Here is a 24675-nt window from a genome sequence, read left to right on the forward strand (position 1 = left end):
ACGCCATGACAACAGTTTTTATAGTGTTAAGTTATGCTATCGAGATTTACTCGTGGGCACTTATTATTTACATTCTCCTATCATGGTTTCCTGGTGCAAAGGAATCATCTTTTGGAGAGTTCCTGGCACGTATTTGTGAACCGTATTTAGAACCATTCCGCCGCTTTATTCCGCCGCTTGGAATGATTGATATTTCTCCAATCGTTGCAATCTTTGCGTTGAAACTTGCTAAAACTGGTTTGTTCAGTTTATTAAGCTATTTCTTATAGTAAGAAGGTAAATACATGAGCATCTACGAACATTTTAGGCCTGATGAGGAGGTCTTTGTGGATAAAGTGCTAGAGTGGAAGCGAGCGGCGGAGTACCATCAAGTGAAGTTAACGGATTTTCTTGATCCTAGGCAACAACAAATTGTTTCTATGGTAATAGGACAAGGTGATGTTGCTGTGCAATTTGGTGGTGCAACGCCTAATGCAGAGCGTAAAAGAGCACTTATTTATCCAGACTATCTAGAATTAAATGAAGAAGAATTTCAAGTAGAAGTATTAGAAATTGACTATCCTTCCAAGTTTTATACGCTAGAACATAGGCAAATATTAGGTACATTTATGTCTCTTGGTTTAACAAGAGAAAAATGTGGTGATATTTTGCTGCAAGAAAATCGTGCCCAAATTGTAGTTGCGAAAGAAATTGTATCGTATATTGAGATGAACTTACAATCAATAGGGAAAGTAAAAGTCTCTTTAGCGTCAGTGCAAGGAGAACAAATTCTACAGATACATGAAACGTGGGGAGAGAAATCTGGAACGGTTTCTTCACTTCGTTTAGATGTTATGTTAGCTGAAATGTTACATTTATCTAGACAGAAAGTACAACCTTTCATAAAAAATGGTTTAGTAAAAGTCAATTGGAAAACAGTGGAGCAAACTTCTTATGAATGTTATCCAGGAGATGTTTTTTCTGTTAGAGGATATGGCCGAAGTAAATTATTTTCTGTAGAAGGTAGAACAAAACGCGACAAATGGAGAATTTTGTATGGTATACTAAAATGATTGGTTTTTTAGAAGGAAATCCTCCTATTTTGTCGAAGAAAAGATATAATTGAAAGAGGAAATTTAGATAACTACTTGGAGGTGGCGTTGTGCCGTTAACACCATTAGATATTCATAACAAAGAATTTGGTCGCGGATTCCGTGGCTATGATGAAGATCAAGTAAATGAGTTTCTTGATCAAATTATCAAAGATTATGAATTGGTCATTCGTGAGAAAAAAGCTTTAGAAGAAAAAGTTGCGCAGTTAGAAGGGAAGTTAGATCATTTCTCTAATATTGAAGATACGTTAAACAAATCTATCGTTGTTGCACAAGAAGCAGCGGAAGAAGTAAAACGTAATGCGCAAAAAGAAGCGAAATTAATTGTGCGTGAAGCTGAAAAGAATGCTGATCGTATTATTAACGAAGCATTAGTAAAATCAAGAAAAGTTGCTTTTGATATTGAAGAGCTAAAGAAACAAGCGAAAGTATTCCGAACTCGTTTCCGTATGTTATTAGAAACACAGCTTGAGATGTTAAACAACGATGATTGGGATAAACTAATTGAATTAGAAGACGAAGTAGATGAACTGTTGAAAAAAGAAGAAACAGTGTAAGCTTGACGTTTTTCTCATTATTACATATAATTTTAAACAACATATTTATTAAGAAAAACGAAGATAGGGATAAGTACCTTTTCAAACCTTATATAGCGAACTGAGGATGGTGTAAGCTCAGGATAAGGAGATAGTGGGAATATCACCCTGGAGTTCCGCGCTGAACAAATAGAGTAAGCGTAGGCGTGTATTCGCGTTAAGAATATAAAGAGGATTATATACATATGTATATAATCTACTAGGGTGGTACCGCGGGAGACTTTCTCGTCCCTTTTGGGGATGAGAAGGTCTCTTTTTTATTCCGTTTTTTAAGTATTTCTTTTATACATGTAAGGAGGAATTGAGCATGGAGTACAAAAATACATTACTGATGCCAAAAACAGAGTTCCCAATGCGTGGGAATTTACCAAAACGTGAGCCTGCAATGCAAGAAAAATGGGCTGAAATGAATATTTACGAAAAAGTACAAGAACATACAAAAGGTCGTCCTTTATTTGTATTGCATGATGGACCTCCATATGCGAATGGTGACATTCATATGGGACATGCATTAAATAAAGTATTAAAAGACTTTATTGTTCGTTATAAATCAATGACTGGTTTTAGTGCGCCATATGTTCCGGGATGGGATACGCACGGTTTACCAATTGAACAAGCTTTAACAAATAAAGGTGTAAAACGTAAAGAAATGACAGTTGCTGAGTTCCGTAAGTTATGTGCAGAGTATGCATATGAACAAGTAGAACGTCAACGTGAACAATTTAAGCGTCTAGGTGTACGTGCAGATTGGGATAATCCATATATTACTTTAGAGCCAGCTTATGAAGCACAACAAATTAAAGTGTTTGGTGACATGGCGAAAAAAGGTTATATCTATAAAGGTCAAAAACCAGTTTACTGGTCTCCAACGAGTGAATCTGCTTTAGCGGAAGCTGAAATTGAATATCAAGATAAAAAATCAGCATCTATTTACGTAGCATTCCCTGTAAAAGATGGAAAGAACGTATTAGAAGGTGATGAAAAGTACATCATTTGGACAACAACACCTTGGACATTACCTGCAAACTTAGGTATTTCTGTTCATCCAGAGCTTGAATATAGCATTGTAAAAGTAAATGATGAGAAATATATCATTGCTTCTGAGCTGTTTGAGACAGTTGCAAAAACGTTAGAGTGGGAAAATGCTGAAGTTGTGAAAACAGTAAAAGGTAGCGAACTTGAGTATACAGTTGCAAAACATCCATTCTACGATCGTGATTCATTAGTTATGCTAGGAGATCACGTAACAACAGATGCAGGTACAGGTTGTGTTCATACAGCACCAGGACACGGGGAAGATGACTTCGTTGTTGGTAAAAAGTATGGATTAGAAGTACTTTGCCCAGTCGATGATAAAGGTGTATTAACAAATGAGGCACCTGGATTTGAAGGCTTATTCTATGATAAAGCTAACAAACCAATTACAGAAAAATTAGAAGAAGTAGGCGCGTTACTGAAACTAACATTCATTACACATTCATACCCACATGATTGGAGAACGAAAAAACCAATTATTTTCCGTGCGACAGCACAGTGGTTTGCATCTATTGAAGCATTCCGTAAAGAATTAATAGAAGCTGTAGCAGAAACAAAATGGGTACCAGCATGGGGAGAAACTCGTCTTCATAATATGGTTCGTGACCGTGGTGACTGGTGTATTTCTCGTCAGCGTGCATGGGGTGTGCCAATTCCGGTATTCTATGCTGAGAATGGTGATCCAATTATTACGGATGAAACAATTAACCATGTAGCAGATTTATTCCGTGAACACGGTTCTAACGTATGGTTCGAGCGTGAAGCGAAAGATCTATTACCAGAAGGATTTACACATCCAGGTAGCCCAAATGGTGAATTCCGTAAAGAAACAGACATCATGGATGTATGGTTCGATTCAGGTTCTTCTCACCAAGCGGTATTAGAAGAGCGCGAAGATTTACAGCGTCCAGCTGATTTATATTTAGAAGGATCTGACCAGTATCGTGGTTGGTTTAACTCTTCATTATCAACAGCAGTTGCTGTAACAGGTAAAGCTCCATATAAAGGCGTACTAAGCCACGGTTTCGTACTAGATGGTGAAGGACGTAAAATGAGTAAGTCGATTGGAAACATCGTCGTACCGAAGAAAATCATGGATCAATTAGGCGGAGACATTTTACGCTTATGGGTATCTTCTGTTGACTATCAATCTGACGTACGTATTTCAGATGATATTTTAAAACAAGTAGCAGAAGTGTATCGTAAAATCCGTAACACATTCCGTTTCTTATTAGGAAACTTAGACGACTTTAAGCCAAGTGAAAATGCAGTAGCTGTAGCTGAACTTCGTGAAGTAGATCGTTACATGTTAGTAAAATTAAATGACTTAATTACAAAAGTTAAAGAAGCATATGAGACATACGATTTCGCTGCTGTGTATCATGCAATTCATAACTTCTGTACAATTGATTTAAGTTCATTCTACTTAGACTTTGCAAAAGACATCTTATACATTGAAGGTGCAAACCACGAAGATCGTCGTGCAATTCAAACTGTATTATATGATGTTCTTGTTGCGTTAACGAAACTTGTAACACCAATCTTACCGCACACAGCTGATGAAGTATGGCCATATATTCCAGGCGTAACAGAAGAAAGTGTACAATTAACTGATATGCCAGAAGCTGTACAATTAGATGACGCGGAAGCGTTAAAAACAAAATGGGATGCATTTATGACATTACGTGATGACGTGTTAAAAGCACTAGAAGTAGCTCGTAATGAAAAAGTAATCGGTAAGTCATTAAATGCAAGCATTACGCTATATCCAACTGCAGAAATGAAAGCTATGTTAGAGTCTATTAGCGAAGACTTAAAGCAATTATTCATCGTTTCTGAGTATAAACTTGGTGGTATGATGGATGAAGCGCCAGCAGATGCACCGAAGTATGAACATACAGCGGTTGTTGTTGTTCAAGCAACTGGTGAAACATGTGAACGTTGTTGGGTAGTTTCAGAAACAATTGGTAAAGATGCTGAACATGAAACATTATGTGAGCGTTGTGCAACAGTTGTTAAAGAAAACTATGTAAAATAATAAAAAACTGACTGCTATTGATGCGGTCAGTTTTTTTGTTGATGGTATATCAAGATCACTTTCAGACTCTTTCCTGTGAAGGAAAAATGTGTGTGAGGTAAGCAAATAAATTTCGGACACACTAACTGTACATTACAGCTAGGAGGAATGTACACGTGAATGAAATTTACATGGAAATAAAAGAAGAATTGCAATTGATGAGAAAAGAGTTGCAAGAGAGACTAGCTAAAGAAGTAATGCACAAATATGATGTCGAGTTCAGCCAAGAGCTTGGATATGAAATTAAGGAAGAGATAAAGAAAAAATTGCTATTACATGATATAAAAGAGGATTTAAAGGATGTAGAACGCGCATTATTTAAAATGGAAATAGACATGTATGGTATTTGTGAAGAGACGGGGAGATTAATTTCGACAAAGCAAATGAAGACAATGCCGACTGCCCGTACGATTCATGAATTCTTCTACGAAAAGGTAAATGTATGAATACGCACAACGATATTATATTACCTTTTTTTAATTTATTTTATTCTTCTATAAAGGTTCATTGTGAAAAGGTAGCAGCTATGCTAAAATTTTGAGGTACACTGTCTTTGTGGGGGAAATGAAAATGATATATTATGTAATAGCGTTATTCGTCATTGCTATCGATCAAATATCGAAGTGGTTAATTGTAAAGAACATGGAATTGGGTACGAGTATTCCGATTATCGACAATGTATTATACATAACATCACATCGAAATAGAGGCGCTGCTTGGGGTATTTTAGAAAATAAAATGTGGTTCTTCTACATTATTACAGTTGTTTTTGTAGTGTTTATTGTATTTTATATGAAAAAGTATGCGAAAACAGACAAGCTTCTAGGTATTTCGTTAAGCCTAATTTTGGGCGGGGCAATTGGTAACTTTATTGATCGTGTATTTAGACAAGAAGTAGTGGATTTCATTCACGTGTATATTTTCTCGTACAACTATCCAGTATTCAATATAGCTGATTCAGCATTATGTATTGGTGTTGTATTAATTATTATTCAAACATTATTAGAAGGCAAGAAAGCGAAGGAGTAATTGAATGAGTGAAGTAGTACAAGTAACAGTTGCAGCAGAGCAAAAAAACGAGCGAATTGATAAATTCGTTGCAGGGATAAATAACGAATGGTCACGTACGCAAGTGCAGCAATGGATTAAAGATGACGTTGTGACAGTAAACGGAAAAGCGGTAAAAGGGAATTATAAAGTAAAAGAAGAAGATGAAATTACAGTAACAATTCCTGAACCAGAAGAGTTAGATATTCAACCAGAGGATTTAAATTTAGAAATTTATTATGAAGATGCAGATGTGCTTGTTGTAAATAAGCCACGTGGTATGGTTGTACATCCAGCACCAGGGCATACAAGTGGTACACTTGTAAACGGCCTTATGCACCATTGTACAGACTTATCAGGCATTAACGGTGTAATGCGTCCAGGTATCGTGCATCGTATTGATAAAGATACATCTGGACTATTAATGGTTGCTAAAAATGATATGGCACATGAATCGCTTGTAAATCAGCTTGTAGCAAAAACAGTAACGAGACGTTACAAAGCGATTGTACACGGTGTGATTCCGCATGATAAGGGAACGATTGATGCTCCGATTGCTCGTGATAAGAAAGAGCGTCAAAGTATGACAGTTGATGAAAATGGTAAGAACGCTGTTACGCACTTCCAAGTGTTAGAACGCTTTAAAGACTTTACGCTTGTAGAATGTCGCTTAGAAACGGGACGTACGCACCAAATTCGTGTTCATATGAAATATATTGGCTATCCACTTGCAGGAGATCCGAAGTATGGTCCGAAGAAAACGTTAGATATGAATGGACAAGCACTTCATGCGGGTATTTTAGGCTTTGATCATCCTCGTACTGGTGAATATATTCAGTTTGAGGCACCGATTCCAGAAGTGTTTGAAGACGTATTAAATATTTTACGAAAATAGTATTGACAAATCATAAGAAAACTGAGATACTGACAACAGTTAAATAATGATCCTTTAACACAGCCCCGTGAGGTTGAGAAGGTAACGGTTTGAAATACTTAGGGTATGTTGTACCCTTTTTTCAAAAGTCCTCTCGCACACGCTGAGAGGACTTTTTTTATACCATTACTCTCACGCAAGAAAAAAGCTTGGAGGTGTAGAGCATGCAAGAGAAAGCTGTCGTTTTAGATGACCAAATGATTCGCCGCGCTTTAACACGAATTAGTCATGAAATCGTGGAACGAAATAAAGGTGTCGATAATTGTGTTCTTGTCGGAATTAAAACTCGTGGAATTTTTATTGCACAACGTTTGGCAGAACGAATTGGTCAAATTGAAGGAAAAGAAATGGAAGTTGGAGAGTTAGACATTACGTTATATCGTGATGATTTAACACTACAATCGAAAAATAAAGAACCACTTGTAAAAGGTTCTGATATCCCTGTAGATATTACGAAGAAGAAAGTTATCCTTGTGGATGACGTATTATATACAGGAAGAACAGTTCGAGCAGCAATGGATGCTCTTATGGATTTAGGTAGACCATCTCAAATCCAATTGGCGGTTCTTGTTGATAGAGGTCATCGCGAATTACCAATTCGCGCTGATTATGTAGGGAAGAACATTCCAACATCAAGTGAAGAGCGTATCGAAGTTGATTTGCAAGAGACAGATCAACAAGATCGAGTAAGCATATACGATAAGTAAAGCCCTTTTAAATGTAGTCCTGTGAGGCTGCCAAAGGGTCTTGGCTTTCATATGTCAAATTTGGCATACGAAAGTGTAGGACTCTTTGTGCACAGGCACAAAGAGTTTTTTTATTGCAAAGATTTAAACTGAAGGAGGATGTAACAATGGAACAAAAGCCAGTGTTAGACGTTAATGAAGTACCGAAACCGGGAAAATGGTTATTTTTAAGTATACAACATTTGTTCGCGATGTTTGGATCAACAGTGCTTGTTCCGTTTTTAACAGGATTGAATCCATCAGTAGCATTAATATCAAGTGGATTAGGAACGTTAGCGTTCCTTCTTATAACGAAAGGTCAAGTACCTGCCTATCTAGGATCATCATTCGCCTTTATCGCACCGATTATAACAGCGAAAACGGCAGGTGGACCGGGAGCAGCAATGCTTGGTGGTTTGCTAGCAGGACTTGTGTACATCTTAATCTCACTCGGAATTAAGAAATCAGGATCAGAGTGGATTATGAAATTACTACCACCAATCGTAGTTGGTCCAGTAGTAATGGTAATCGGTCTAGCTTTAGCACATACAGCAGTTAACATGGCGATGAACGGTGCGGATGGCAAATATAGCTTTACACACTTTTCAGTAGCATTAGTAACATTAGCAATTACCATTATATGCTCGATATTTGGAAGAGGATTTTTCAGTATAATACCAGTGTTACTTGGCATTATCGGCGGATATATCTTCGCTTACTTCCAAGGGCTAGTAGACTTAAAGCCGGTAGCTGAGGCAAAATGGTTTGTTGTACCAGATTTCACAGTACCATTTGTAACATATACACCAGAGTTTTCATGGAAGATTGTACTCTTGATGGTACCAGTTGCACTAGTAACAATATCAGAACATATCGGACATCAAATTGTTCTTGGAAATGTTATTAAAAGAGATTTAATTGAAAAACCAGGTTTACACCGTTCAATCTTCGGTGACGGAGTAGCAACATTAATTGCGTCACTAATCGGTGGGCCACCGAATACAACGTATGGTGAAAACATCGGTGTGCTAGCAATTACGAGAGCATACAGTGTATACTTATTCATCGGTTCAGCAGTATTCGCAATCATGTTCGGGTTTATCGGTAAGATTTCTGCACTGATTCATTCGATCCCAACACCAGTTATGGGTGGTGTATCAATCTTACTATTCGGTGTAATCGCATCAAGCGGATTACGCATGATGGTAGATGATAAAACAGATTTAAGTGACAAACGAAACTTAATGATTGCATCAGTAATATTAGTAATCGGTATTGGTGGAGCGGTACTTCACGTAGGAGAATCATTCCAAGTAGAAGGAATGGCACTAGCAGCAATTGTAGGTGTACTGTTAAATCTACTACTACCGGAAACGAAACAAATAAAACAATCTAAGCAGATTGCTTCATAATAATAACCTTTTAATTCAGTCCTGTGAGACCGGAAAGGGTGGCTTCTTTCTTGCACCCTAGTCTCACATGACTAGGGTATTTTTATGCAAAGGTTGTTATAAAAATTCAAAAGTGGTAACATAAAAATCAGAAAGATGAGGGATGACGATGAGCCATTTGTTAACGATGAGTGAATTATCGGAAGTAGAAATTTCAGAAATCCTAAAAGATGCAGAAGATTTTGCGAATGGAAAAGAGAGCAAAACGACAGAGCAAACTTTTGTTGCGAACTTGTTCTTTGAGAATAGTACGAGAACGAGATTTAGCTTTGAAGTTGCTGAGAAGAGATTAGGACTTGATGTTTTAAACTTTTCAGCTGATGCATCTAGCGTACAAAAAGGAGAAACTTTATACGATACGATAAGAACACTAGAATCAATCGGAACAAAAGCAGTGGTCATCCGCCACGAGCAAGATCGCTACTTCGATGAACTAAAAGATCAGGTGAATATTCCAATCTTAAACGCTGGAGATGGATGCGGAAACCACCCAACGCAGTGCCTACTCGATCTTCTTACAATTAAACAAGAGTTTGGAAGATTTGAAGGTTTGAAGATTGCAATAGTAGGAGATGTTCGTCATAGCCGAGTAGCACGTTCTAATGCAGAAGCATTAACGAAGCTTGGTGCAACAATTTACTTTGCAAGTCCAGAAGAGTGGAAAGATGAAGACAACACATTTGGAACATACAAACCATTAGATGAACTTGTTCCAGAAGTTGATGTAATGATGTTACTCCGTGTACAACATGAGCGTCATGATCATTATGAAACAGACATTATGAAAGAATATCATGAGAAACACGGATTAACAGTAGAAAGAGAAAAGCGTATGAAAGAAGGAAGCATTATTATGCATCCAGCTCCTGTAAACCGTGATGTTGAAATTGCAAGTGAACTTGTTGAGTGTGAGCGTTCACGCATATTTAAACAAATGGAAAATGGAGTTTACGTAAGAATGGCTGTACTAAAACGCGCCTTACCAAATGTATTAGGAGGAATGAAACATGAATTATTTGTTTAAAAATGGTCGTTATATGAATGAAGAAGGAAAAATCGTAGCAACGGATCTTCTCGTACAAGACGGTAAAATCGCTAAGGTAGCAGAAAATATTACGGCAGATAATGCTGAAGTAATCGATGTGAACGGAAAGTTAATCGCACCTGGATTAGTAGATGTACACGTACATCTTCGTGAACCAGGTGGTGAACATAAAGAAACAATTGAAACAGGTACACTAGCAGCGGCAAAAGGTGGATTCACTACAATTTGCGCAATGCCAAATACACGCCCGGTACCAGATTGCAGAGAACATATGGAAGACTTGCAAAAACGTATTGAAGAAAAAGCTCATGTTAACGTACTACCATACGGAGCAATTACAGTACGTCAAGCTGGTTCTGAAATGACAGATTTCGAAACATTAAAAGAACTTGGAGCATTTGCTTTCACAGATGACGGCGTAGGCGTACAAGATGCGAGCATGATGTTAGCGGCTATGAAACGTGCAGCAAAATTAGATATGGCAGTAGTTGCGCACTGTGAAGAGAATACGCTTATTAATAAAGGTTGTGTACATGAAGGGAAGTTTTCTGAGAAACACGGATTAAACGGTATCCCATCAGTATGTGAATCTGTACATATTGCAAGGGATATACTGCTTGCTGAAGCAGCAGATTGCCACTATCACGTATGTCATGTAAGTACGAAAGGTTCGGTACGTGTAATCCGTGATGCGAAACGCGCTGGAATTAAAGTAACAGCAGAAGTAACACCGCATCACCTAGTGTTATGTGAAGATGATATCCCATCAGCTGATCCTAACTTTAAAATGAACCCACCGCTTCGTGGAAAAGAAGACCATGCAGCATTAATTGAAGGTTTATTAGATGGAACGATCGATATGATTGCAACTGACCATGCACCGCATACAGCGGAAGAGAAAGCACAAGGAATTGAAAGAGCACCGTTTGGAATTACTGGTTTTGAAACAGCATTCCCGCTTCTATACACAAACCTTGTGAAAAAGGGAGTTATTACGCTAGAACAGTTAATTCAATTCTTAACAGAAAAGCCAGCTGATACATTCGGCTTAGAAGCAGGTCGCCTAAAAGAAGGTAGAGCAGCTGATATTACAATCATTGATTTAGAACAAGAAGAAGAGATTGACCCAACAACATTCTTATCAAAAGGAAAAAATACACCATTCGCAGGTTGGAAATGCCAAGGATGGCCGGTAATGACAATCGTTGGTGGTAAGATCGCATGGCAAAAGGAGAGTGCATTAGTATGAAAAGACAACTTATCTTAGAAGATGGAACAGTATTAATTGGAACAGGTTTCGGAGGCGAAATCGAAAAGTCAGGTGAGGTTGTATTTACAACAGGAATGACTGGATATCAAGAAACATTATCTGATCCATCATATTGCGGTCAAATCGTAACATTCACGTACCCATTAATCGGAAACTACGGCATTAACCGTGACGATTTTGAATCCATTCACCCATCTGTAAATGGTTTAATCGTAAACGAAATTTGTGATCATCCATCAAACTTCCGTAATGAAATTTCGTTAAATGATTACTTGAAAGAAAGAAATATCCCAGGATTAGCAGGGATTGATACGAGAAAATTAACGAGAAAAATTCGTCAATACGGTACATTACGTGGACGCCTTTGTAATATGGATGCAGATGTAGAGTACATTGTAAGTCAATTAAAAGCGACAGTATTTACAGATCATGTAAAACGCGTATCAACGAAAGATCCATACCCAAGCCCAGGTCGTGGTCACCGAGTTGTACTAGTAGACTTCGGTATGAAACATGGTATTTTACGAGAATTAAATAAGCGTGACTGTGATGTAATTGTAGTTCCTTACAACACAACAGCAGAAGAAATTTTACGCCTTAGCCCAGATGGAATTATGTTAAGTAATGGACCTGGAGATCCGAAAGATGTATCAGAAGCAATTGAAATGTTAAAAGACATTATCGGTAAAGTTCCTTTATTCGGAATTTGCCTAGGACATCAATTGTTCGCTCTAGCATCAGGTGCAAATACAAGTAAGTTGAAATTTGGTCACCGTGGTTTAAACCATCCAGTAAAAAATCTTGCAACTGGAAAAGTAGCAATTACATCTCAAAACCACGGATACGCAGTAGAAGAAGAATCAGTTGAAAATACAGATCTTGAAATTACACATGTTGCTTTAAACGATGGAACGGTAGAAGGTCTTCGTCATAAGAAGTTCCCAGCATTTACAGTACAATACCATCCAGAAGCTTCAGCGGGACCAGAAGATGCAAATGATTTATTCGAAGATTTCTTAACAATGATTGAAAACTTCAAGAAAGAAGGGGAAGAGTTATGCCAAAACGCCTAGACATTAACACAATTTTAGTAATCGGATCAGGACCAATTGTAATTGGGCAAGCAGCGGAGTTTGACTACTCTGGTACACAAGCTTGTCAATCTCTTAAAGAGGAAGGTTACAAAGTAATCCTTGTTAACTCTAACCCAGCAACAATTATGACGGATACTGCAACAGCAGATAAAGTATACATCGAGCCATTAACATTAGAATTCGTAAGCCGTATTATTCGTAAAGAACGTCCTGATGCAATCCTACCAACATTAGGTGGTCAAACAGGTTTAAACATGGCTGTTGAACTTGCAAAATCAGGCGTACTTGACGAGTGCGGAGTTGAAATTTTAGGAACAAAATTATCAGCAATCGAGCAAGCGGAAGATCGTGATTTATTCCGTACATTAATGCAAGATTTAAATGAACCAACACCACCAAGTGAAATTATTCATAACCTTGATGAAGCATATGGATTTGTAAATGAAATTGGTTATCCAGTAATCGTTCGACCAGCGTTCACATTAGGAGGAACGGGCGGCGGAATTTGCCATAACGAAGAAGAGCTAATTGAAATCGTAACAAGTGGTTTAAAACATAGTCCAGTAACACAATGTTTATTAGAGAAAAGTATTGCTGGCTGTAAGGAAATTGAATATGAAGTAATGCGTGATTCAAATGATAACGCGATTGTAGTATGTAACATGGAAAACATCGATCCAGTTGGTGTTCACACAGGTGATTCGATTGTAGTAGCACCGAGCCAAACGCTAAGCGACCGTGAATATCAAATGTTACGTAACACTTCATTACGAATTATTCGTGCACTAGGAATTGAAGGTGGATGTAACGTTCAGCTTGCGCTTGATCCATATAGCTTCCAATACTATGTAATCGAAGTAAATCCACGTGTAAGTCGTTCATCTGCACTAGCATCTAAAGCAACTGGATATCCAATTGCGAAATTAGCAGCAAAAATTGCAGTCGGCTTAACGTTAGATGAAATTGTAAACCCAGTAACACAAAAAACTTACGCTTGCTTCGAGCCAGCGTTAGACTATGTTGTTTCAAAAATTCCACGTTGGCCGTTTGATAAGTTTGAATCAGCGAACAGAACGCTTGGAACACAAATGAAAGCAACTGGTGAAGTTATGTCAATCGGACGTAACTTAGAAGAATCATTACTAAAAGCAGTTCGTTCTTTAGAGCTTGGCATTTATCACTTAGAATTAGACCACTTAAAAGAACTTGATAAAGAAACGATGAAAAAACGTATCATTAAAGCGGATGATGAACGACTGTTTATTGTAGCAGAAGCAATTCGCCAAGGTGTAACGAAAGAAGAAATCAATGAATGGTGTGAAATGGACTTCTTCTTCTTACAAAAAGTTGAAAACATCGTAAATATGGAACGTGAAGTAAAAGCGAATGTAGGAAATATAGAAGTACTACAAACTGCAAAAGAAATGGGCTTCAGCGATCACTACATTGCAGCAGCTTGGAACAAAACGGAGCGCGAAATTTACGATATGCGTAAAGAAAATAATATGATGCCAGTATTCAAAATGGTAGATACTTGTGCGGCAGAGTTTGAATCTGCAACGCCATATTACTACAGCACATATGCGGACGAAAATGAATCGATTGTAACAGATCGTAAGAGTGTAGTAGTTCTAGGATCTGGTCCGATCCGAATTGGTCAAGGTGTTGAGTTTGATTACGCAACAGTTCACTCAGTATGGGCAATTAAAGAAGCTGGATATGAAGCAATTATCATTAACAACAACCCAGAAACAGTTTCAACAGACTTCAGTATTTCTGACAAATTATACTTTGAACCATTAACGATTGAAGATGTAATGCACATTATCGATTTAGAAAAACCAGAAGGTGTTATCGTTCAGTTCGGTGGACAAACGGCAATTAACTTAGCAGCGAAACTAGAAGAACACGGTGTGAAAATTTTAGGAACATCACTTGAAGACTTAGACCGTGCAGAAGATCGTGATAAATTCGAAGCTGCTTTAACAAAACTTGGCATCCCGCAACCAGTTGGTAAAACAGCAACGACTGTAGAACAAGCGGTAGCAATCGCAGAAGAAATTGGTTACCCAGTATTAGTAAGACCATCTTACGTACTAGGTGGACGTGCAATGGAAATCGTATATCGTCAAGAAGAACTGCTGCACTACATGAAAAATGCAGTTAAAGTTCATGCAGATCACCCAGTATTAATCGACCGTTACATGGTTGGTAAAGAAATTGAAGTAGATGCAATTTCGGATGGTGAGAATGTATTCATTCCAGGTATTATGGAACATATTGAACGCGCTGGAGTTCACTCTGGTGACTCAATTGGAGTATATCCACCACAAAGTTTATCTGAAAAACTAAAAGAACAAATCATTGAACATACAATTGCACTTGGAAAAGGATTAAACATTGTTGGATTACTAAATATCCAGTTTGTAGTATTCAAAGATCAAGTGTACGTAATTGAAGTAAATCCACGTGCAAGCCGTACAGTACCGTTCTTAAGTAAAATTACAGGCGTACCGATGGCGAATGTTGCAACGAAAGTTATTTTAGGGCAAGACCTAGTAGAGCAAGGATACGGAACTGGCTATCACCCAGAAGAGAAAGAAGTATATGTAAAAGCTCCGGTATTCTCATTCGCGAAACTACGCTCAGTTGATACAACATTAGGACCTGAAATGAAATCAACAGGGGAAGTAATGGGTAAAGACTTAACGCTTGAAAAAGCATTATATAAAGGATTAGTTGCTTCTGGAATTAACATCCCAACGCACGGCTCAGTAATCATTACTGTAGCTGATAAAGATAAAGAAGAAGCGATGGAAATTGCAAAACGTTTCCACGAAATCGGCTATAACTTATTAGCAACAGCTGGAACAGCACAATCATTAGAAGAGCAAAATATCCCAGTACAAGTTGTAAACAAAATTGATTCTGAAGACTACAACTTACTAGATATTATCCGTCAAGGAAAAGCACAGTTTGTAATTAACACATTAACAAAAGGTAAACAACCAGCGCGTGATGGTTTCCGCATTCGCCGTGAATCAGTAGAAAATGGTGTGGCTTGCTTAACATCACTTGATACAACGAGAGCAATCTTACGAGTATTAGAATCTATGACATTCTCAGCTCATTCAATGAAAGAAATTACGCAAACAAAGCGTCACGAGGTGGTACATGCATGATGCAAAAGCAAAATATGATCGTCGTTAATCAAAAAGAAATCGCAAAAAATATTTACGAATTAGTGCTTCAAGGAACGTTAGTACAGCAAATGAACGAACCAGGGCAGTTTGTACACATTAAGGTAGCAGAGGGCATTGCGCCCCTTCTGCGCCGCCCAATTAGTATTTGTAATGTAGATCAAGAGAAGAACGAATTTACAATGCTATATCGTGCCGAAGGACAAGGGACAAAAACATTAGCAACTAGAAAACAAGGTGAAATGGTAGATGTACTAGGACCATTAGGACACGGTTTTCCTGTAGAAGAAGCAGAAGCTGGTCAAACAGCTTTACTAGTAGGCGGGGGAATTGGTGTACCACCACTTTATGAATTATCACAGCGCCTCGTTGCAAAAGGTGTACGTGTTATTCACATCTTAGGCTTTCAAACGAAAGATGTAGTTTTCTATGAAGAAAAATTTGCAGAACTTGGTGATACGTACGTTGCAACAGTAGACGGTACACACGGTACAAAAGGATTTGTCACAGATGTAATTGATAATTACGGAATTGACTTTGATATTCTTTATTCATGTGGTCCGTTAGCGATGCTTCGTGCATTAGAAGGACGTTACAAAGAGAAAAAAGCCTATATTTCATTAGAAGAACGTATGGGCTGTGGTATTGGAGCTTGTTTCGCATGTGTATGCCACTTACAAGAAGATCCAAGTGGACATTCTTACAAGAAGGTGTGTAGCGACGGACCAGTATTTCCAATCGGGGAGGTTGTACTATGAACAGATTGCAAGTTGAATTACCAGGATTATCATTAAAAAATCCAATTATACCGGCATCTGGATGCTTTGGGTTTGGTCGTGAATATGCACAGTTTTACGATTTAAGTGTATTAGGATCAATCATGATTAAAGCGACGACAGAACAACCACGTTATGGAAATGCGACGCCTCGTGTTGCTGAAACACCAGGCGGCATGCTAAATGCAATCGGACTTCAAAACCCGGGATTAGACAAAGTAATGAATTCGGAATTACCATGGTTAGAACAATTTGACCTTCCAATTATTGCAAACGTTGCAGGCTCACAAGCTGAGGATTACGTAGCGGTTGCGAAGGAAATTTCTAAAGCGCCTAATGTCCATGCACTAGAATTAAATATTTCTTGTCCGAACGTAAAAACAGGTGGTATCGCCTTTGGTACAAATCCTGAAATTGCTGCTGATTTAACGAAGCGAGTAAAAGAGGTTTCTGAAGTACCTGTATACGTGAAGTTGTCACCGAACGTGGCAAACATTGTGGAAATTGCAAAAGCGATTGAAAATGCAGGTGCAGATGGTTTAACGATGATTAATACATTGCTTGGTATGCGTCTAGATTTAAAAACAGCTAAACCAATTTTAGCAAACCGTACAGGTGGATTATCAGGTCCTGCGATTAAGCCAGTAGCAATTCGTATGGTACATGAAGTAAGCCAAGCGGTAAACATTCCGATTATCGGAATGGGTGGTATTGAGACAGCGGAAGATGTAATTGAATTCTTCTATGCTGGCGCAAGCGCAGTTGCAGTAGGTACAGCGAACTTTATTGATCCGTTCGTATGTCCGACAATTATTGAAGAGTTACCAGCATTACTAGATGAATTAGGATTTGATCACATTTCGGAATGTCAAGGAAGGAGCTGGAAGCAAACATGTCACAGTCGTTAATCGTTGCATTAGATTTTCCAGGGAAACAAGATGTAGAACAATTCTTGCGCCACTTTGAAGGGGAAGAGTTATTTGTCAAAGTTGGTATGGAGTTATTTTACAAAGAAGGCCCTGCGATTATTACGTACTTAAAAGAAAAAGGACATAAGATTTTTCTAGATTTAAAACTTCATGATATTCCGAATACAGTAAAAAGCGCTATGCGTAGCCTAGCTAGTCTAGATGTTGATATGGTAAATGTTCATGCTGCAGGGGGAAGCAGTATGATGAAAGCTGCGATTGAGGGATTAGAGGAAGGTAAGCAAGAAGGAAAAGAGAGACCGATTTGTATTGCAGTTACACAACTAACAAGCACTTCGGAAGCTATGATGAAAAAAGAGATCGGCATTGAGAAAACGTTAGAAGAAGCGGTTGCTCATTATGCAAAACTAACGAAAGAAAGTGGACTTGATGGCGTTGTTTGTTCAACACTTGAAGTTCCAAAATTACGTGAAGTATGCGGAAATGAATTTGTAACAGTAACACCGGGGATTCGTCTTGCAAGCGATGATGTAAATGACCAGGTGCGCGTAGCAACACCGAAACGTGCGAGGGAACTTGGCTCAAGCTACATCGTAGTTGGACGTAGTATTACAAAAGCAGAAAATCCGCTTGAAGCGTATAAAACAGTAAAACAACAGTGGGAAGGTGTAACAGTATGAAAAAAGAAATCGCATCGCATTTATTAGAAATTGGAGCAGTATTTTTACAACCGAACGATCCATTCACATGGTCTTCAGGTATGAAATCACCAATTTATTGTGATAACCGTTTAACTTTATCTTATCCAAAAGTACGTCAAGCGATTGCAGCTGGATTAGAAGAGTTGATTAAAGAGCACTTCCCAACTGTAGAAGTTATTGCAGGAACAGCAACTGCTGGTATTGCGCACGCTGCATGGGTAAGCGATCGTATGGATTTACCAATGTGCTACGTACGTAGTAAAGCAAAAGGTCACGGTAAAGGGAACCAAATCGAAGGAAAAGCTGAAAAAGGTCAAAAAGTAGTAGTAGTAGAGGACCTAATTTCAACTGGCGGTAGTGCAATTACATGTGTAGAAGCACTTCGCGAAGCTGGCTGTGAAGTATTAGGGATCGTATCAATCTTCACATACGAGCTAGAAGCAGGAAAAGAAAAGTTAGAAGCAGCGAACGTAGCATCATATTCTTTAAGTGATTACAGTGCATTAACTGAAGTTGCAGCAGAAAAAGGTATGATTGGACAAGCTGAAACGAAGAAATTACAAGAGTGGCGTAAAAATCCAGCTAACGAAGCTTGGATCACAGCGTAACACGAAAAAAGACGACCGCGGGGGAACGCGGTCGTCTTTTTATATCATTGTTATAATTTCATGTAACGAACAGATAGTAGGAATATCGTACTTGATTTGTGAGTTATCCCGATTCAACCATATCCCTTGCATCCCAGCTGCTGTACTACTAATCGCATCAGTCTCTAATCGATCGCCAATATAATAGCAATCTTTCATTTCAAGATTCGATTGTAATACACTTCTGTGAAAAATTTCAGGATCTGGTTTCGATATCCCAAGTTCACTAGAAGTAAATATATATTTGAAATATTGTAGAATGTTTAGAGTAGTTAACTTTTCGACTTGTTGCTCATATTCACCATTACTAATGATACCTAATGAGTACCCTTTTTCCTGCAAGGTCTGTAATGTATAGTTTACATCTTCAAATGCGGTCCAGTTGTTCTTATATAGTTCTATATATTGATTGAATTTATGCTGAGATTCCTCGGGGGATAAGTTTACTCCATATGCTTTAAATAAATGATACATTCGCATCCTTTGTTGTTCCTGAAAAGATAATTCTTTGGACAAAAATTTGTTGAAATATTCTTCTGATAATTCATGCCAGACTTTCGTTGCCTCTAATTCATTGCCTGAAAAAATAGTATTATATATTTGAAAAAAATCTATAATACCATTTCTTTCTGCAGCCTCATAATCAAGTAAAGTTCCATCAATATCAAAGAAAATCATATTACAATCTCCTTAACTACTTAGCGCTTTCTGCAAGCTCATATCCTCTTACAAACAATAAAGTCATATAAGAAACAATAAATGAGAAGATGCTGTACATGCCAACCCAAAAGAAAAATTTTGGAGTAAAGGCGATAATACCTATTATTAAAAAACTAGCAAACGTTACAATCGGCATTACGTAATACGTTTTCGTCTTGCGCGTTCCAATAACAGAAACGATAAAGATAAGTAATGGACAAATTAATAAGACGAAAATCAATTCATTCATAGGTATGTCCCCTTTTCTAATTGCAGTAATCTGTTTCTCGTAAACGTTTTGAAATAATTACTCTCCTAATATAATTTCGCTAAGTAATAACGAATCCCTCTTGAAAACTGATAATTCATGATGAATTTTACAAGCAAAAAACGTAAGCAAGAGAACACTTGCTTACGTTATAGAATAAACATCGCAACGATCGTGGTGACAATTAAACCGATAACAACCGGTAAAAAGTTTCGGCGTGCAAGTTCAAATGGATCGACTTTACAAATCGCAGCAGCAGGAATAAGTGCCCAAGGAATTAACGTCCCGCCCCCGGTCCATATAGCTGCAATTTGCCCGAGTGCTGTTAATGTAGCTGTTCCATGGCCAAGTGCTGTTCCAAAAAGATTGGCAATGGAACCAGCAAGTGATATACCTGAAAAACCTGATCCATCTAAGCCGGTAATGACACCAACGATGGTTAATGTCCCTGCCGATACATATTGATTTAAAGGAACAGTTTGAGATAAAGCGATGCCTAAGTCGTTAATGATTCCGTGTGAACCTTTCGGTAAATAGTCCCCGATAATTTTTACAAATCCACTATCTCCTAAATAAAAGAGTGCAGCGATAGGAATAACTGGTCCGAAAATTTTAAAGCCAAATTGGAGCCCTTCTATGAAATAATCGGTCGTTTTATTCAGTCCATTTCCTTTGTAGGCGATGAGGGAAATGATGATAATCATAATAACAGTCGTTCCGCCGATAAGTGCAGTTGCGTCGCTTCCTTGTAATTTAAATTGAATCATGCAAAGGATATCAATGATATATATGATAGGGATACAAATAGCGAGCCATTTTTTTATGCGAGGAGATAATGAAGTGAGCGTTTTAGAAGACTCAGTTGATGGAATAGCTTCTTGTATAGATAAGCCTGTATGAAACTCTTTTCGTAAGAAGAAAAAAGCGACAGAAGTTGTCACAATGCCCATAACGATAACGAGTGGAACACTTGCAGATACGACGCTGGAAACAGGGAGACCAGCCGCGTCTGCAGTTAATTTCGGTGCACCTTGAATAACGAAGTCTCCAGATAAGGCGATGCCGTGTCCAAATAAGTTCATAGCAATTGCAACCCCAATTGGAGGAAGGCCGACACGTACAGCAACCGGTAATAAAATAGCTCCCATTAAGGCGACAGCTGGAGAAGGCCAAAAGAAGAAAGAAATGGTCATCATTAAAAGGCCGATAATCCAGTAGGCGAGTGTAGGTGTACGAATCATTTTTGTAAATGGTGAAATCATCGTATCATTTATGCCAGTATGAACGAGTAAATTGCTCATTGATACGATAATGGAGATGATTAATATAGTTGGTAATAGCTCAGTAATGGCGTAAATGAAACTTTGAAAAATTCCGCTAATGGCAAGAGGGATAGAACTTGTTGCAGTTAATGCTAATAAAAAGATAAAAACGATACAAATGATAGTCGTATCTTTTCGGAGAATAAAAAAGGTAATAATAGTGAGTAAACAAATAATGTAGAGAGCGTGTAATAGCGTTAATTCAACTCCCATAACATTCACATCCTTTAGGCATTCGTGTAGTTTATTGTATGAAAGCAGTGAAAGTATGTGAGTATAGGAAAAAGAAAAAATGAAATTTCATGTACTGTAATGGTAAGAACGATAAATGGATGTTGCAATACAAATAATCCTAAAAATGGAATTGAAGGAGAACTTATGCGCAAAAAAATTGGGTTTTGGGGATTTATCATATCTTGTAGTCTATTAATCACTTTAAATTTGTTTACAAACAATGAATGGATCAGTATCATACCTGTTTTCGGCTTTGTTTTTGTACTGTTATATAACTGGGATGATATGAAACAATATAGTAAGAAAAGTATCGGAATTATGATAGGTGTCATTGTTGTTTGCTCATTTTTCGTAGGGTTTATTTTAATAGAAGGGCAGAAACAAATAGAGAAAACGTCTATTTTTCAAGAATGGATGTCGTCTGCAAAAGGTCTTTATATTGTAATTATAGCTGTTATTTTTCTAAGAATTATTATAAGCATAGCAAGTTACGTATTAAAGGAGAAGTAGAATGGGGGAGTACGAATGAGAGAGAAAATAGGATATTATGGTGTGCTCGTTTGTTTACTATTATCAGTTATTTCAGGACAATTCCTTAACAGTGATTGGGTACCAGCTATATTATGTATAGGAGTATTGATTTTTGCATCTATGTATCGTTGGAATGAATGGAAAGCATATAGCCGAAAAAAGAAATTTGTTTTCAGTATCGAGTTTGTCATTATTATTAGCACAATTCCGTTTTTGCTATTGAAAGGAAATGAGATAATAGATGGAATTGTAATGTTTTAAGGGTGGTTATTTATTGCGAAAATGCTGTATTTAATATGTATATTAATGTCGGTAGTGGTAATCGTTAAAAAAGTAAACGAAAAATTATTCGTTAATGAATAAAAGAAAATGCCACCTTATTCGGTGGCATTTTTTTCTATGATTTCAACAAGGAATAACAATTAGTTCCCGATTTGATTTTGTAATAACTTCATAGCCTTCTTTTGTAATGACGATATCGTCTTCAATTCTACAACCGCCCCAGTTCGGTATGTAAATGCCCGGCTCAACTGTAACAACCATACCTTCTTGTAAAGTTATCTTACTTTCTTGGGATAGGCGAAGCGGTTCATGTATTTCTAACCCAAGACCGTGCCCAGTAGAGTGGCCAAAGTATTGACCGTATCCATGTTCTGTAATGTAATCCCTCGTTATATCATCGATACTTTTCGCAGTTTCTCCAGGCTTAATCGCTTCAGTCCCACGTTTTAACGCTTCTCGTACAACATTGTATATTTTTTTGAATTCTTCCGATGGTTCCCCTATTGCTACAGTACGTGTTATATCGGAACAATATCCGTCGTAAAGTGCACCGAAGTCTAATGTAACGATATCCCCTCGTTCGATTATTTTATTTGATGCAACTCCATGGGGAAGTGAAGAACGAACGCCTGAGGCTACAATGATTTGGAATGAAGAAGATGTAGCCCCTTTTTTTCGCATGAAAAATTCTAATTCATCTCGTACAGCATTTTCACTTATTCCTGGTTTTAGAAACGTAAGAATGTGGTGAAATGCTTCGTCCGCGATATTAGCTGCAATTTTCATTGTTTCTATTTCAGGCGTGTCTTTAATAATACGAATATTTTCGATAATTTCGCACACTTGAATCATTTCCGCCTGTACGTATTTTTGCAAGTTTTTATATTGTTGCAATGTCATGTTGTTTTCTTCAATTCCAAGTTTTTGAATGTTTAATTTCGATACTTGATGTGCAATTTCTTTTTCTAAATTTCCTTTATGCATAATAATTTCAGCATCTTTTATTTGTGATTTCGCTTGATCTACATAGCGGAAATCAGTGATAAAAACAGCTTGATCGGCAGAGATTAAGACGACGCCAGCGCTACCTGTAAAGCCTGTTGCATATTGACGGTTTTCTTTCTTTGTAATAAGTAACCCGTCGATTCCGTAATTATGTAGTTGTTTTTGGATGTTAGTTATTCTTATATTCATTTTAATTCCTCCTTTTTACATTAATAAAGCAAGAATTGTGCCAATATATTTATTTAGAATAAAAGAGAAGAGGGTAGCTGTGTGTCAAAAAAACTAGACGGATGTAAAATAAATATATATAAAATTTTTACAGTAAGTTTTTATGTGAATGAACAATAATGTAAACTTGCAAACAAAATCTTTTTAATTTAAATATTATATTTTTTGTATAAATAAATTTAAAATTGGTATAATAAGGGATTGTTACGTTTTTTTGTAGGTAAAGAGATGTAACGAAAAAATTGGGTTAAGGAATGTGAATGTATGAAGAAATTAAGTAAAGTAATGTCATTTTGTTTGGCCGCTAGTATGCTTGTTATAACGGGGTGTGAAACAAGTGAAAACAAAGTTCAAGTGAATAAAATGATTGACCAGCTTGATGAAGCGCCAGAAGTGACAGAAAAAGAAGCAAAAAAGATTGTAAGAAAGAGTGTAGATGGAATAGCAAACGCGTTTAGTGAGATGGAAAAAGAAAATGGATGGAGCCGAAATAATCCTGGGGATTTAGAGACAGTTAAAAAAGGAGTTAAGGGATTAGTTTCAAAAAAGTTTGTAGAGAATCAGCTTCCTGAATTGCTTAATAACTTTAATAGATCGAGAGAGACTGATATGTTACCATTCCCAAATTATTTTCAATCTGAAATAAGATTTTCTTCTTCACAAGATAAAGAAAATTTAACGGTACATACATTAAGTTTAGAAGATGAAATAGGTCATGCGGCCCAAGAATGGGAATTTCATTTGGTGTATAAAGAAGGGGAATGGTTAATGGATAAATGGTCATTCGTTTTTCCTGAAGATTTAAAACTTACAAAAGAAGAAGCAAATAGAATTTTACAAATGCCAGACGATAAGAATGTGTCATTTGTAAGTGAAGAAAATAGTGGCGATAAGAAATATATATTCAAAGATAGTAACGGATTAATTACTGTAAATGCGAAAACATCTCTTATTTCATACAATGTAGATGAAAATAGGTATGAAAAAGTAACGAAAGAAAGAAATATTCAAGAAACAGAACAAGTACAGAGAAAGGATTCCAGTGCGTATACAGGCTCAAAAGACGAGAAACAATCGCAAAAAGAATCTTCTTCAAAGATAGATAGAGCAAATGTTTTAAGTGAATTAGCTGCTATAGATAAACAAGAAAAACATACGAATGCTATGTCAACCAATGATATAGTAAATGAAATAGAAGGAAATTATGAATTGTGGGATAATAAACTAAATGAAATTTACAGTACATTAAAAAGCACGATGTCAGCTGATGCGTTCCAGTCGTTAAAAACGAAACAAATTGCGTGGGTTAAAGAAAAAGAAAGTAAAGTTAAAGCAATTGGTACTGATACAAATAACGGAACGATGAGGCGTATCGAAGCCTCAGAAGAGAAATATAAGATGACAAAAGCAAGGTGTTATGAATTAGTAAATGGGTATATGAATTAGTGTGAACGAATATAAAAAATGCGCTGCATACAAGCAACGCAT

23 protein-coding genes, 1 pseudogene and 1 other annotated feature are annotated in these 24675 nt (G+C 37.2%); of the genes and pseudogenes, 20 read left to right on the top strand and 4 right to left on the bottom strand.

Features of this window, described 5'->3' with window-relative positions; genetic code table 11:
• Positions 1-5 precede the first annotated feature (5 nt).
• The 17 genes from ES895_RS04490 to pyrE all read left to right on the top strand — a co-directional run bounded on the left by ES895_RS04490 (position 6) and on the right by pyrE (position 18579).
• Entirely contained in the window at positions 6-269 is a 264-nt protein-coding gene (locus tag ES895_RS04490; protein ID WP_000214233.1) for a YggT family protein, read from the top strand.
• A 15-nt stretch (positions 270-284) separates the two neighbouring features.
• Entirely contained in the window at positions 285-1052 is a 768-nt protein-coding gene (locus tag ES895_RS04495) for a YlmH family RNA-binding protein (RefSeq protein WP_002098127.1), read from the top strand.
• A gap of 89 nt (positions 1053-1141) precedes the next feature.
• Positions 1142-1648, top strand: coding sequence for a septum site-determining protein DivIVA (divIVA, locus tag ES895_RS04500; RefSeq protein ID WP_001131611.1), 507 nt, complete (start codon positions 1142-1144; stop codon positions 1646-1648).
• Positions 1649-1699: 51 nt separating this feature from the next.
• Positions 1700-1923 (top strand) — a binding site (T-box leader).
• Between the two features lie 71 nt (positions 1924-1994).
• Positions 1995-4760, top strand: a complete 2766-nt coding sequence (gene ileS2 / locus ES895_RS04505) for an isoleucine--tRNA ligase (RefSeq protein ID WP_000455952.1) — start codon at positions 1995-1997, stop codon at positions 4758-4760.
• A gap of 155 nt (positions 4761-4915) precedes the next feature.
• A complete protein-coding gene (locus ES895_RS04510) occupies positions 4916-5245 on the top strand; it encodes a TraR/DksA C4-type zinc finger protein (protein WP_001002956.1) in 330 nt (109 codons plus the stop codon).
• Positions 5246-5369: 124 nt separating this feature from the next.
• The gene (gene lspA, locus ES895_RS04515; RefSeq protein ID WP_000642184.1) at positions 5370-5828 is read left to right on the top strand and encodes a lipoprotein signal peptidase LspA; all 459 of its coding nucleotides are present in this window, start codon (positions 5370-5372) and stop codon (positions 5826-5828) included.
• 4 nt (positions 5829-5832) lie between these two features.
• Entirely contained in the window at positions 5833-6741 is a 909-nt protein-coding gene (locus tag ES895_RS04520; RefSeq protein WP_000005830.1) for an RluA family pseudouridine synthase, read from the top strand.
• Between the two features lie 203 nt (positions 6742-6944).
• Complete coding sequence (gene pyrR, locus ES895_RS04525; protein WP_001156491.1) at positions 6945-7487, top strand: bifunctional pyrimidine operon transcriptional regulator/uracil phosphoribosyltransferase; 543 nt, start codon at positions 6945-6947, stop codon at positions 7485-7487.
• A gap of 146 nt (positions 7488-7633) precedes the next feature.
• Positions 7634-8917, top strand: coding sequence for a uracil permease (gene uraA, locus ES895_RS04530; RefSeq protein WP_000435928.1), 1284 nt, complete (start codon positions 7634-7636; stop codon positions 8915-8917).
• A gap of 148 nt (positions 8918-9065) precedes the next feature.
• A complete protein-coding gene (pyrB, locus tag ES895_RS04535; RefSeq protein ID WP_000018849.1) occupies positions 9066-9980 on the top strand; it encodes an aspartate carbamoyltransferase in 915 nt (304 codons plus the stop codon).
• The gene (pyrC, locus tag ES895_RS04540; RefSeq protein ID WP_001108367.1) at positions 9964-11250 is read left to right on the top strand and encodes a dihydroorotase; all 1287 of its coding nucleotides are present in this window, start codon (positions 9964-9966) and stop codon (positions 11248-11250) included. The genes pyrB and pyrC overlap by 17 nt, the downstream gene beginning before the upstream one ends.
• The gene (locus tag ES895_RS04545) at positions 11247-12344 is read left to right on the top strand and encodes a carbamoyl phosphate synthase small subunit (protein WP_000828684.1); all 1098 of its coding nucleotides are present in this window, start codon (positions 11247-11249) and stop codon (positions 12342-12344) included. The genes pyrC and ES895_RS04545 overlap by 4 nt, the downstream gene beginning before the upstream one ends.
• On the top strand, positions 12329-15547 hold the full coding sequence (gene carB, locus ES895_RS04550) for a carbamoyl-phosphate synthase large subunit (protein WP_001126097.1): 3219 nt from the start codon (positions 12329-12331) through the stop codon (positions 15545-15547). Before ES895_RS04545 ends, carB begins: the two co-directional genes overlap by 16 nt.
• Entirely contained in the window at positions 15544-16323 is a 780-nt protein-coding gene (gene pyrK, locus ES895_RS04555) for a dihydroorotate oxidase B electron transfer subunit (RefSeq protein ID WP_000983359.1), read from the top strand. The genes carB and pyrK overlap by 4 nt, the downstream gene beginning before the upstream one ends.
• Positions 16320-17249: a dihydroorotate oxidase B catalytic subunit gene (pyrD, locus tag ES895_RS04560; RefSeq protein WP_135238171.1), complete on the top strand. Its 930-nt coding sequence runs from the start codon at positions 16320-16322 to the stop codon at positions 17247-17249. Before pyrK ends, pyrD begins: the two co-directional genes overlap by 4 nt.
• Complete coding sequence (pyrF, locus tag ES895_RS04565) at positions 17234-17950, top strand: orotidine-5'-phosphate decarboxylase (RefSeq protein ID WP_000083496.1); 717 nt, start codon at positions 17234-17236, stop codon at positions 17948-17950. The genes pyrD and pyrF overlap by 16 nt, the downstream gene beginning before the upstream one ends.
• The gene (pyrE, locus tag ES895_RS04570) at positions 17947-18579 is read left to right on the top strand and encodes an orotate phosphoribosyltransferase (protein WP_000711449.1); all 633 of its coding nucleotides are present in this window, start codon (positions 17947-17949) and stop codon (positions 18577-18579) included. Before pyrF ends, pyrE begins: the two co-directional genes overlap by 4 nt.
• A gap of 39 nt (positions 18580-18618) precedes the next feature.
• Here pyrE and ES895_RS04575 read toward each other — a convergent pair whose 3' ends face one another.
• The 3 genes from ES895_RS04575 to ES895_RS04585 all read right to left on the bottom strand — a co-directional run bounded on the left by ES895_RS04575 (position 18619) and on the right by ES895_RS04585 (position 21120).
• Complete coding sequence (locus ES895_RS04575; RefSeq protein ID WP_000575795.1) at positions 18619-19296, bottom strand: HAD family hydrolase; 678 nt, start codon at positions 19294-19296, stop codon at positions 18619-18621.
• 16 nt (positions 19297-19312) lie between these two features.
• Entirely contained in the window at positions 19313-19567 is a 255-nt protein-coding gene (locus tag ES895_RS04580; protein WP_135238172.1) for a YbeF family protein, read from the bottom strand.
• A gap of 167 nt (positions 19568-19734) precedes the next feature.
• Positions 19735-21120 carry a hypothetical protein gene (locus tag ES895_RS04585; protein ID WP_098290132.1) on the bottom strand — a complete coding sequence of 462 codons (1386 nt, stop codon included), beginning with the start codon at positions 21118-21120 and terminating at the stop codon, positions 19735-19737.
• A gap of 165 nt (positions 21121-21285) precedes the next feature.
• Between ES895_RS04585 and ES895_RS04590 the strand changes: the two genes are divergently transcribed.
• Both ES895_RS04590 and ES895_RS04595 read left to right on the top strand, forming a co-directional pair.
• The gene (locus ES895_RS04590; protein WP_135238173.1) at positions 21286-21651 is read left to right on the top strand and encodes a YoqO family protein; all 366 of its coding nucleotides are present in this window, start codon (positions 21286-21288) and stop codon (positions 21649-21651) included.
• A 15-nt stretch (positions 21652-21666) separates the two neighbouring features.
• A pseudogene (locus ES895_RS04595) lies at positions 21667-22035 on the top strand (YoqO family protein).
• Between the two features lie 42 nt (positions 22036-22077).
• On the opposite strand, the gene ES895_RS04600 reads toward ES895_RS04595, so the two are convergent.
• Complete coding sequence (locus tag ES895_RS04600) at positions 22078-23148, bottom strand: M24 family metallopeptidase (protein ID WP_135238174.1); 1071 nt, start codon at positions 23146-23148, stop codon at positions 22078-22080.
• Positions 23149-23451: 303 nt separating this feature from the next.
• Here ES895_RS04600 and ES895_RS04605 point away from each other — a divergent pair, with 303 nt between their 5' ends.
• On the top strand, positions 23452-24633 hold the full coding sequence (locus ES895_RS04605) for a lysozyme inhibitor LprI family protein (RefSeq protein WP_000736527.1): 1182 nt from the start codon (positions 23452-23454) through the stop codon (positions 24631-24633).
• The last annotated feature ends 42 nt before the right edge of the window (positions 24634-24675 follow it).

It is taken from the genome of Bacillus sp. 007/AIA-02/001, assembly GCF_004634455.1.
GTDB classification, from domain to species: Bacteria; Bacillota; Bacilli; order Bacillales; family Bacillaceae_G; genus Bacillus_A; species Bacillus_A cereus.

Excerpts from the sequence above, each read along its gene's own strand:
- ES895_RS04490 (WP_000214233.1), top strand. The coding sequence starts at position 6 with ATGACAACAGTTTTTATAGTGTTAAGTTATGCTATCGAGATTTACTCG.
- ES895_RS04495 (WP_002098127.1), top strand. The coding sequence starts at position 285 with ATGAGCATCTACGAACATTTTAGGCCTGATGAGGAGGTCTTTGTGGAT.
- ileS2 (WP_000455952.1), top strand. The coding sequence starts at position 1,995 with ATGGAGTACAAAAATACATTACTGATGCCAAAAACAGAGTTCCCAATG.
- lspA (WP_000642184.1), top strand. The coding sequence starts at position 5,370 with ATGATATATTATGTAATAGCGTTATTCGTCATTGCTATCGATCAAATA.
- ES895_RS04520 (WP_000005830.1), top strand. The coding sequence starts at position 5,833 with ATGAGTGAAGTAGTACAAGTAACAGTTGCAGCAGAGCAAAAAAACGAG.
- pyrR (WP_001156491.1), top strand. The coding sequence starts at position 6,945 with ATGCAAGAGAAAGCTGTCGTTTTAGATGACCAAATGATTCGCCGCGCT.
- uraA (WP_000435928.1), top strand. The coding sequence starts at position 7,634 with ATGGAACAAAAGCCAGTGTTAGACGTTAATGAAGTACCGAAACCGGGA.
- pyrB (WP_000018849.1), top strand. The coding sequence starts at position 9,066 with ATGAGCCATTTGTTAACGATGAGTGAATTATCGGAAGTAGAAATTTCA.
- pyrC (WP_001108367.1), top strand. The coding sequence starts at position 9,964 with ATGAATTATTTGTTTAAAAATGGTCGTTATATGAATGAAGAAGGAAAA.
- ES895_RS04545 (WP_000828684.1), top strand. The coding sequence starts at position 11,247 with ATGAAAAGACAACTTATCTTAGAAGATGGAACAGTATTAATTGGAACA.
- carB (WP_001126097.1), top strand. The coding sequence starts at position 12,329 with ATGCCAAAACGCCTAGACATTAACACAATTTTAGTAATCGGATCAGGA.
- pyrK (WP_000983359.1), top strand. The coding sequence starts at position 15,544 with ATGATGCAAAAGCAAAATATGATCGTCGTTAATCAAAAAGAAATCGCA.
- pyrD (WP_135238171.1), top strand. The coding sequence starts at position 16,320 with ATGAACAGATTGCAAGTTGAATTACCAGGATTATCATTAAAAAATCCA.
- pyrF (WP_000083496.1), top strand. The coding sequence starts at position 17,234 with ATGTCACAGTCGTTAATCGTTGCATTAGATTTTCCAGGGAAACAAGAT.
- pyrE (WP_000711449.1), top strand. The coding sequence starts at position 17,947 with ATGAAAAAAGAAATCGCATCGCATTTATTAGAAATTGGAGCAGTATTT.
- ES895_RS04575 (WP_000575795.1), bottom strand. The coding sequence starts at position 19,296 with ATGATTTTCTTTGATATTGATGGAACTTTACTTGATTATGAGGCTGCA.
- ES895_RS04580 (WP_135238172.1), bottom strand. The coding sequence starts at position 19,567 with ATGAATGAATTGATTTTCGTCTTATTAATTTGTCCATTACTTATCTTT.
- ES895_RS04585 (WP_098290132.1), bottom strand. The coding sequence starts at position 21,120 with ATGGGAGTTGAATTAACGCTATTACACGCTCTCTACATTATTTGTTTA.
- ES895_RS04590 (WP_135238173.1), top strand. The coding sequence starts at position 21,286 with ATGCGCAAAAAAATTGGGTTTTGGGGATTTATCATATCTTGTAGTCTA.
- ES895_RS04600 (WP_135238174.1), bottom strand. The coding sequence starts at position 23,148 with ATGAATATAAGAATAACTAACATCCAAAAACAACTACATAATTACGGA.
- ES895_RS04605 (WP_000736527.1), top strand. The coding sequence starts at position 23,452 with ATGAAGAAATTAAGTAAAGTAATGTCATTTTGTTTGGCCGCTAGTATG.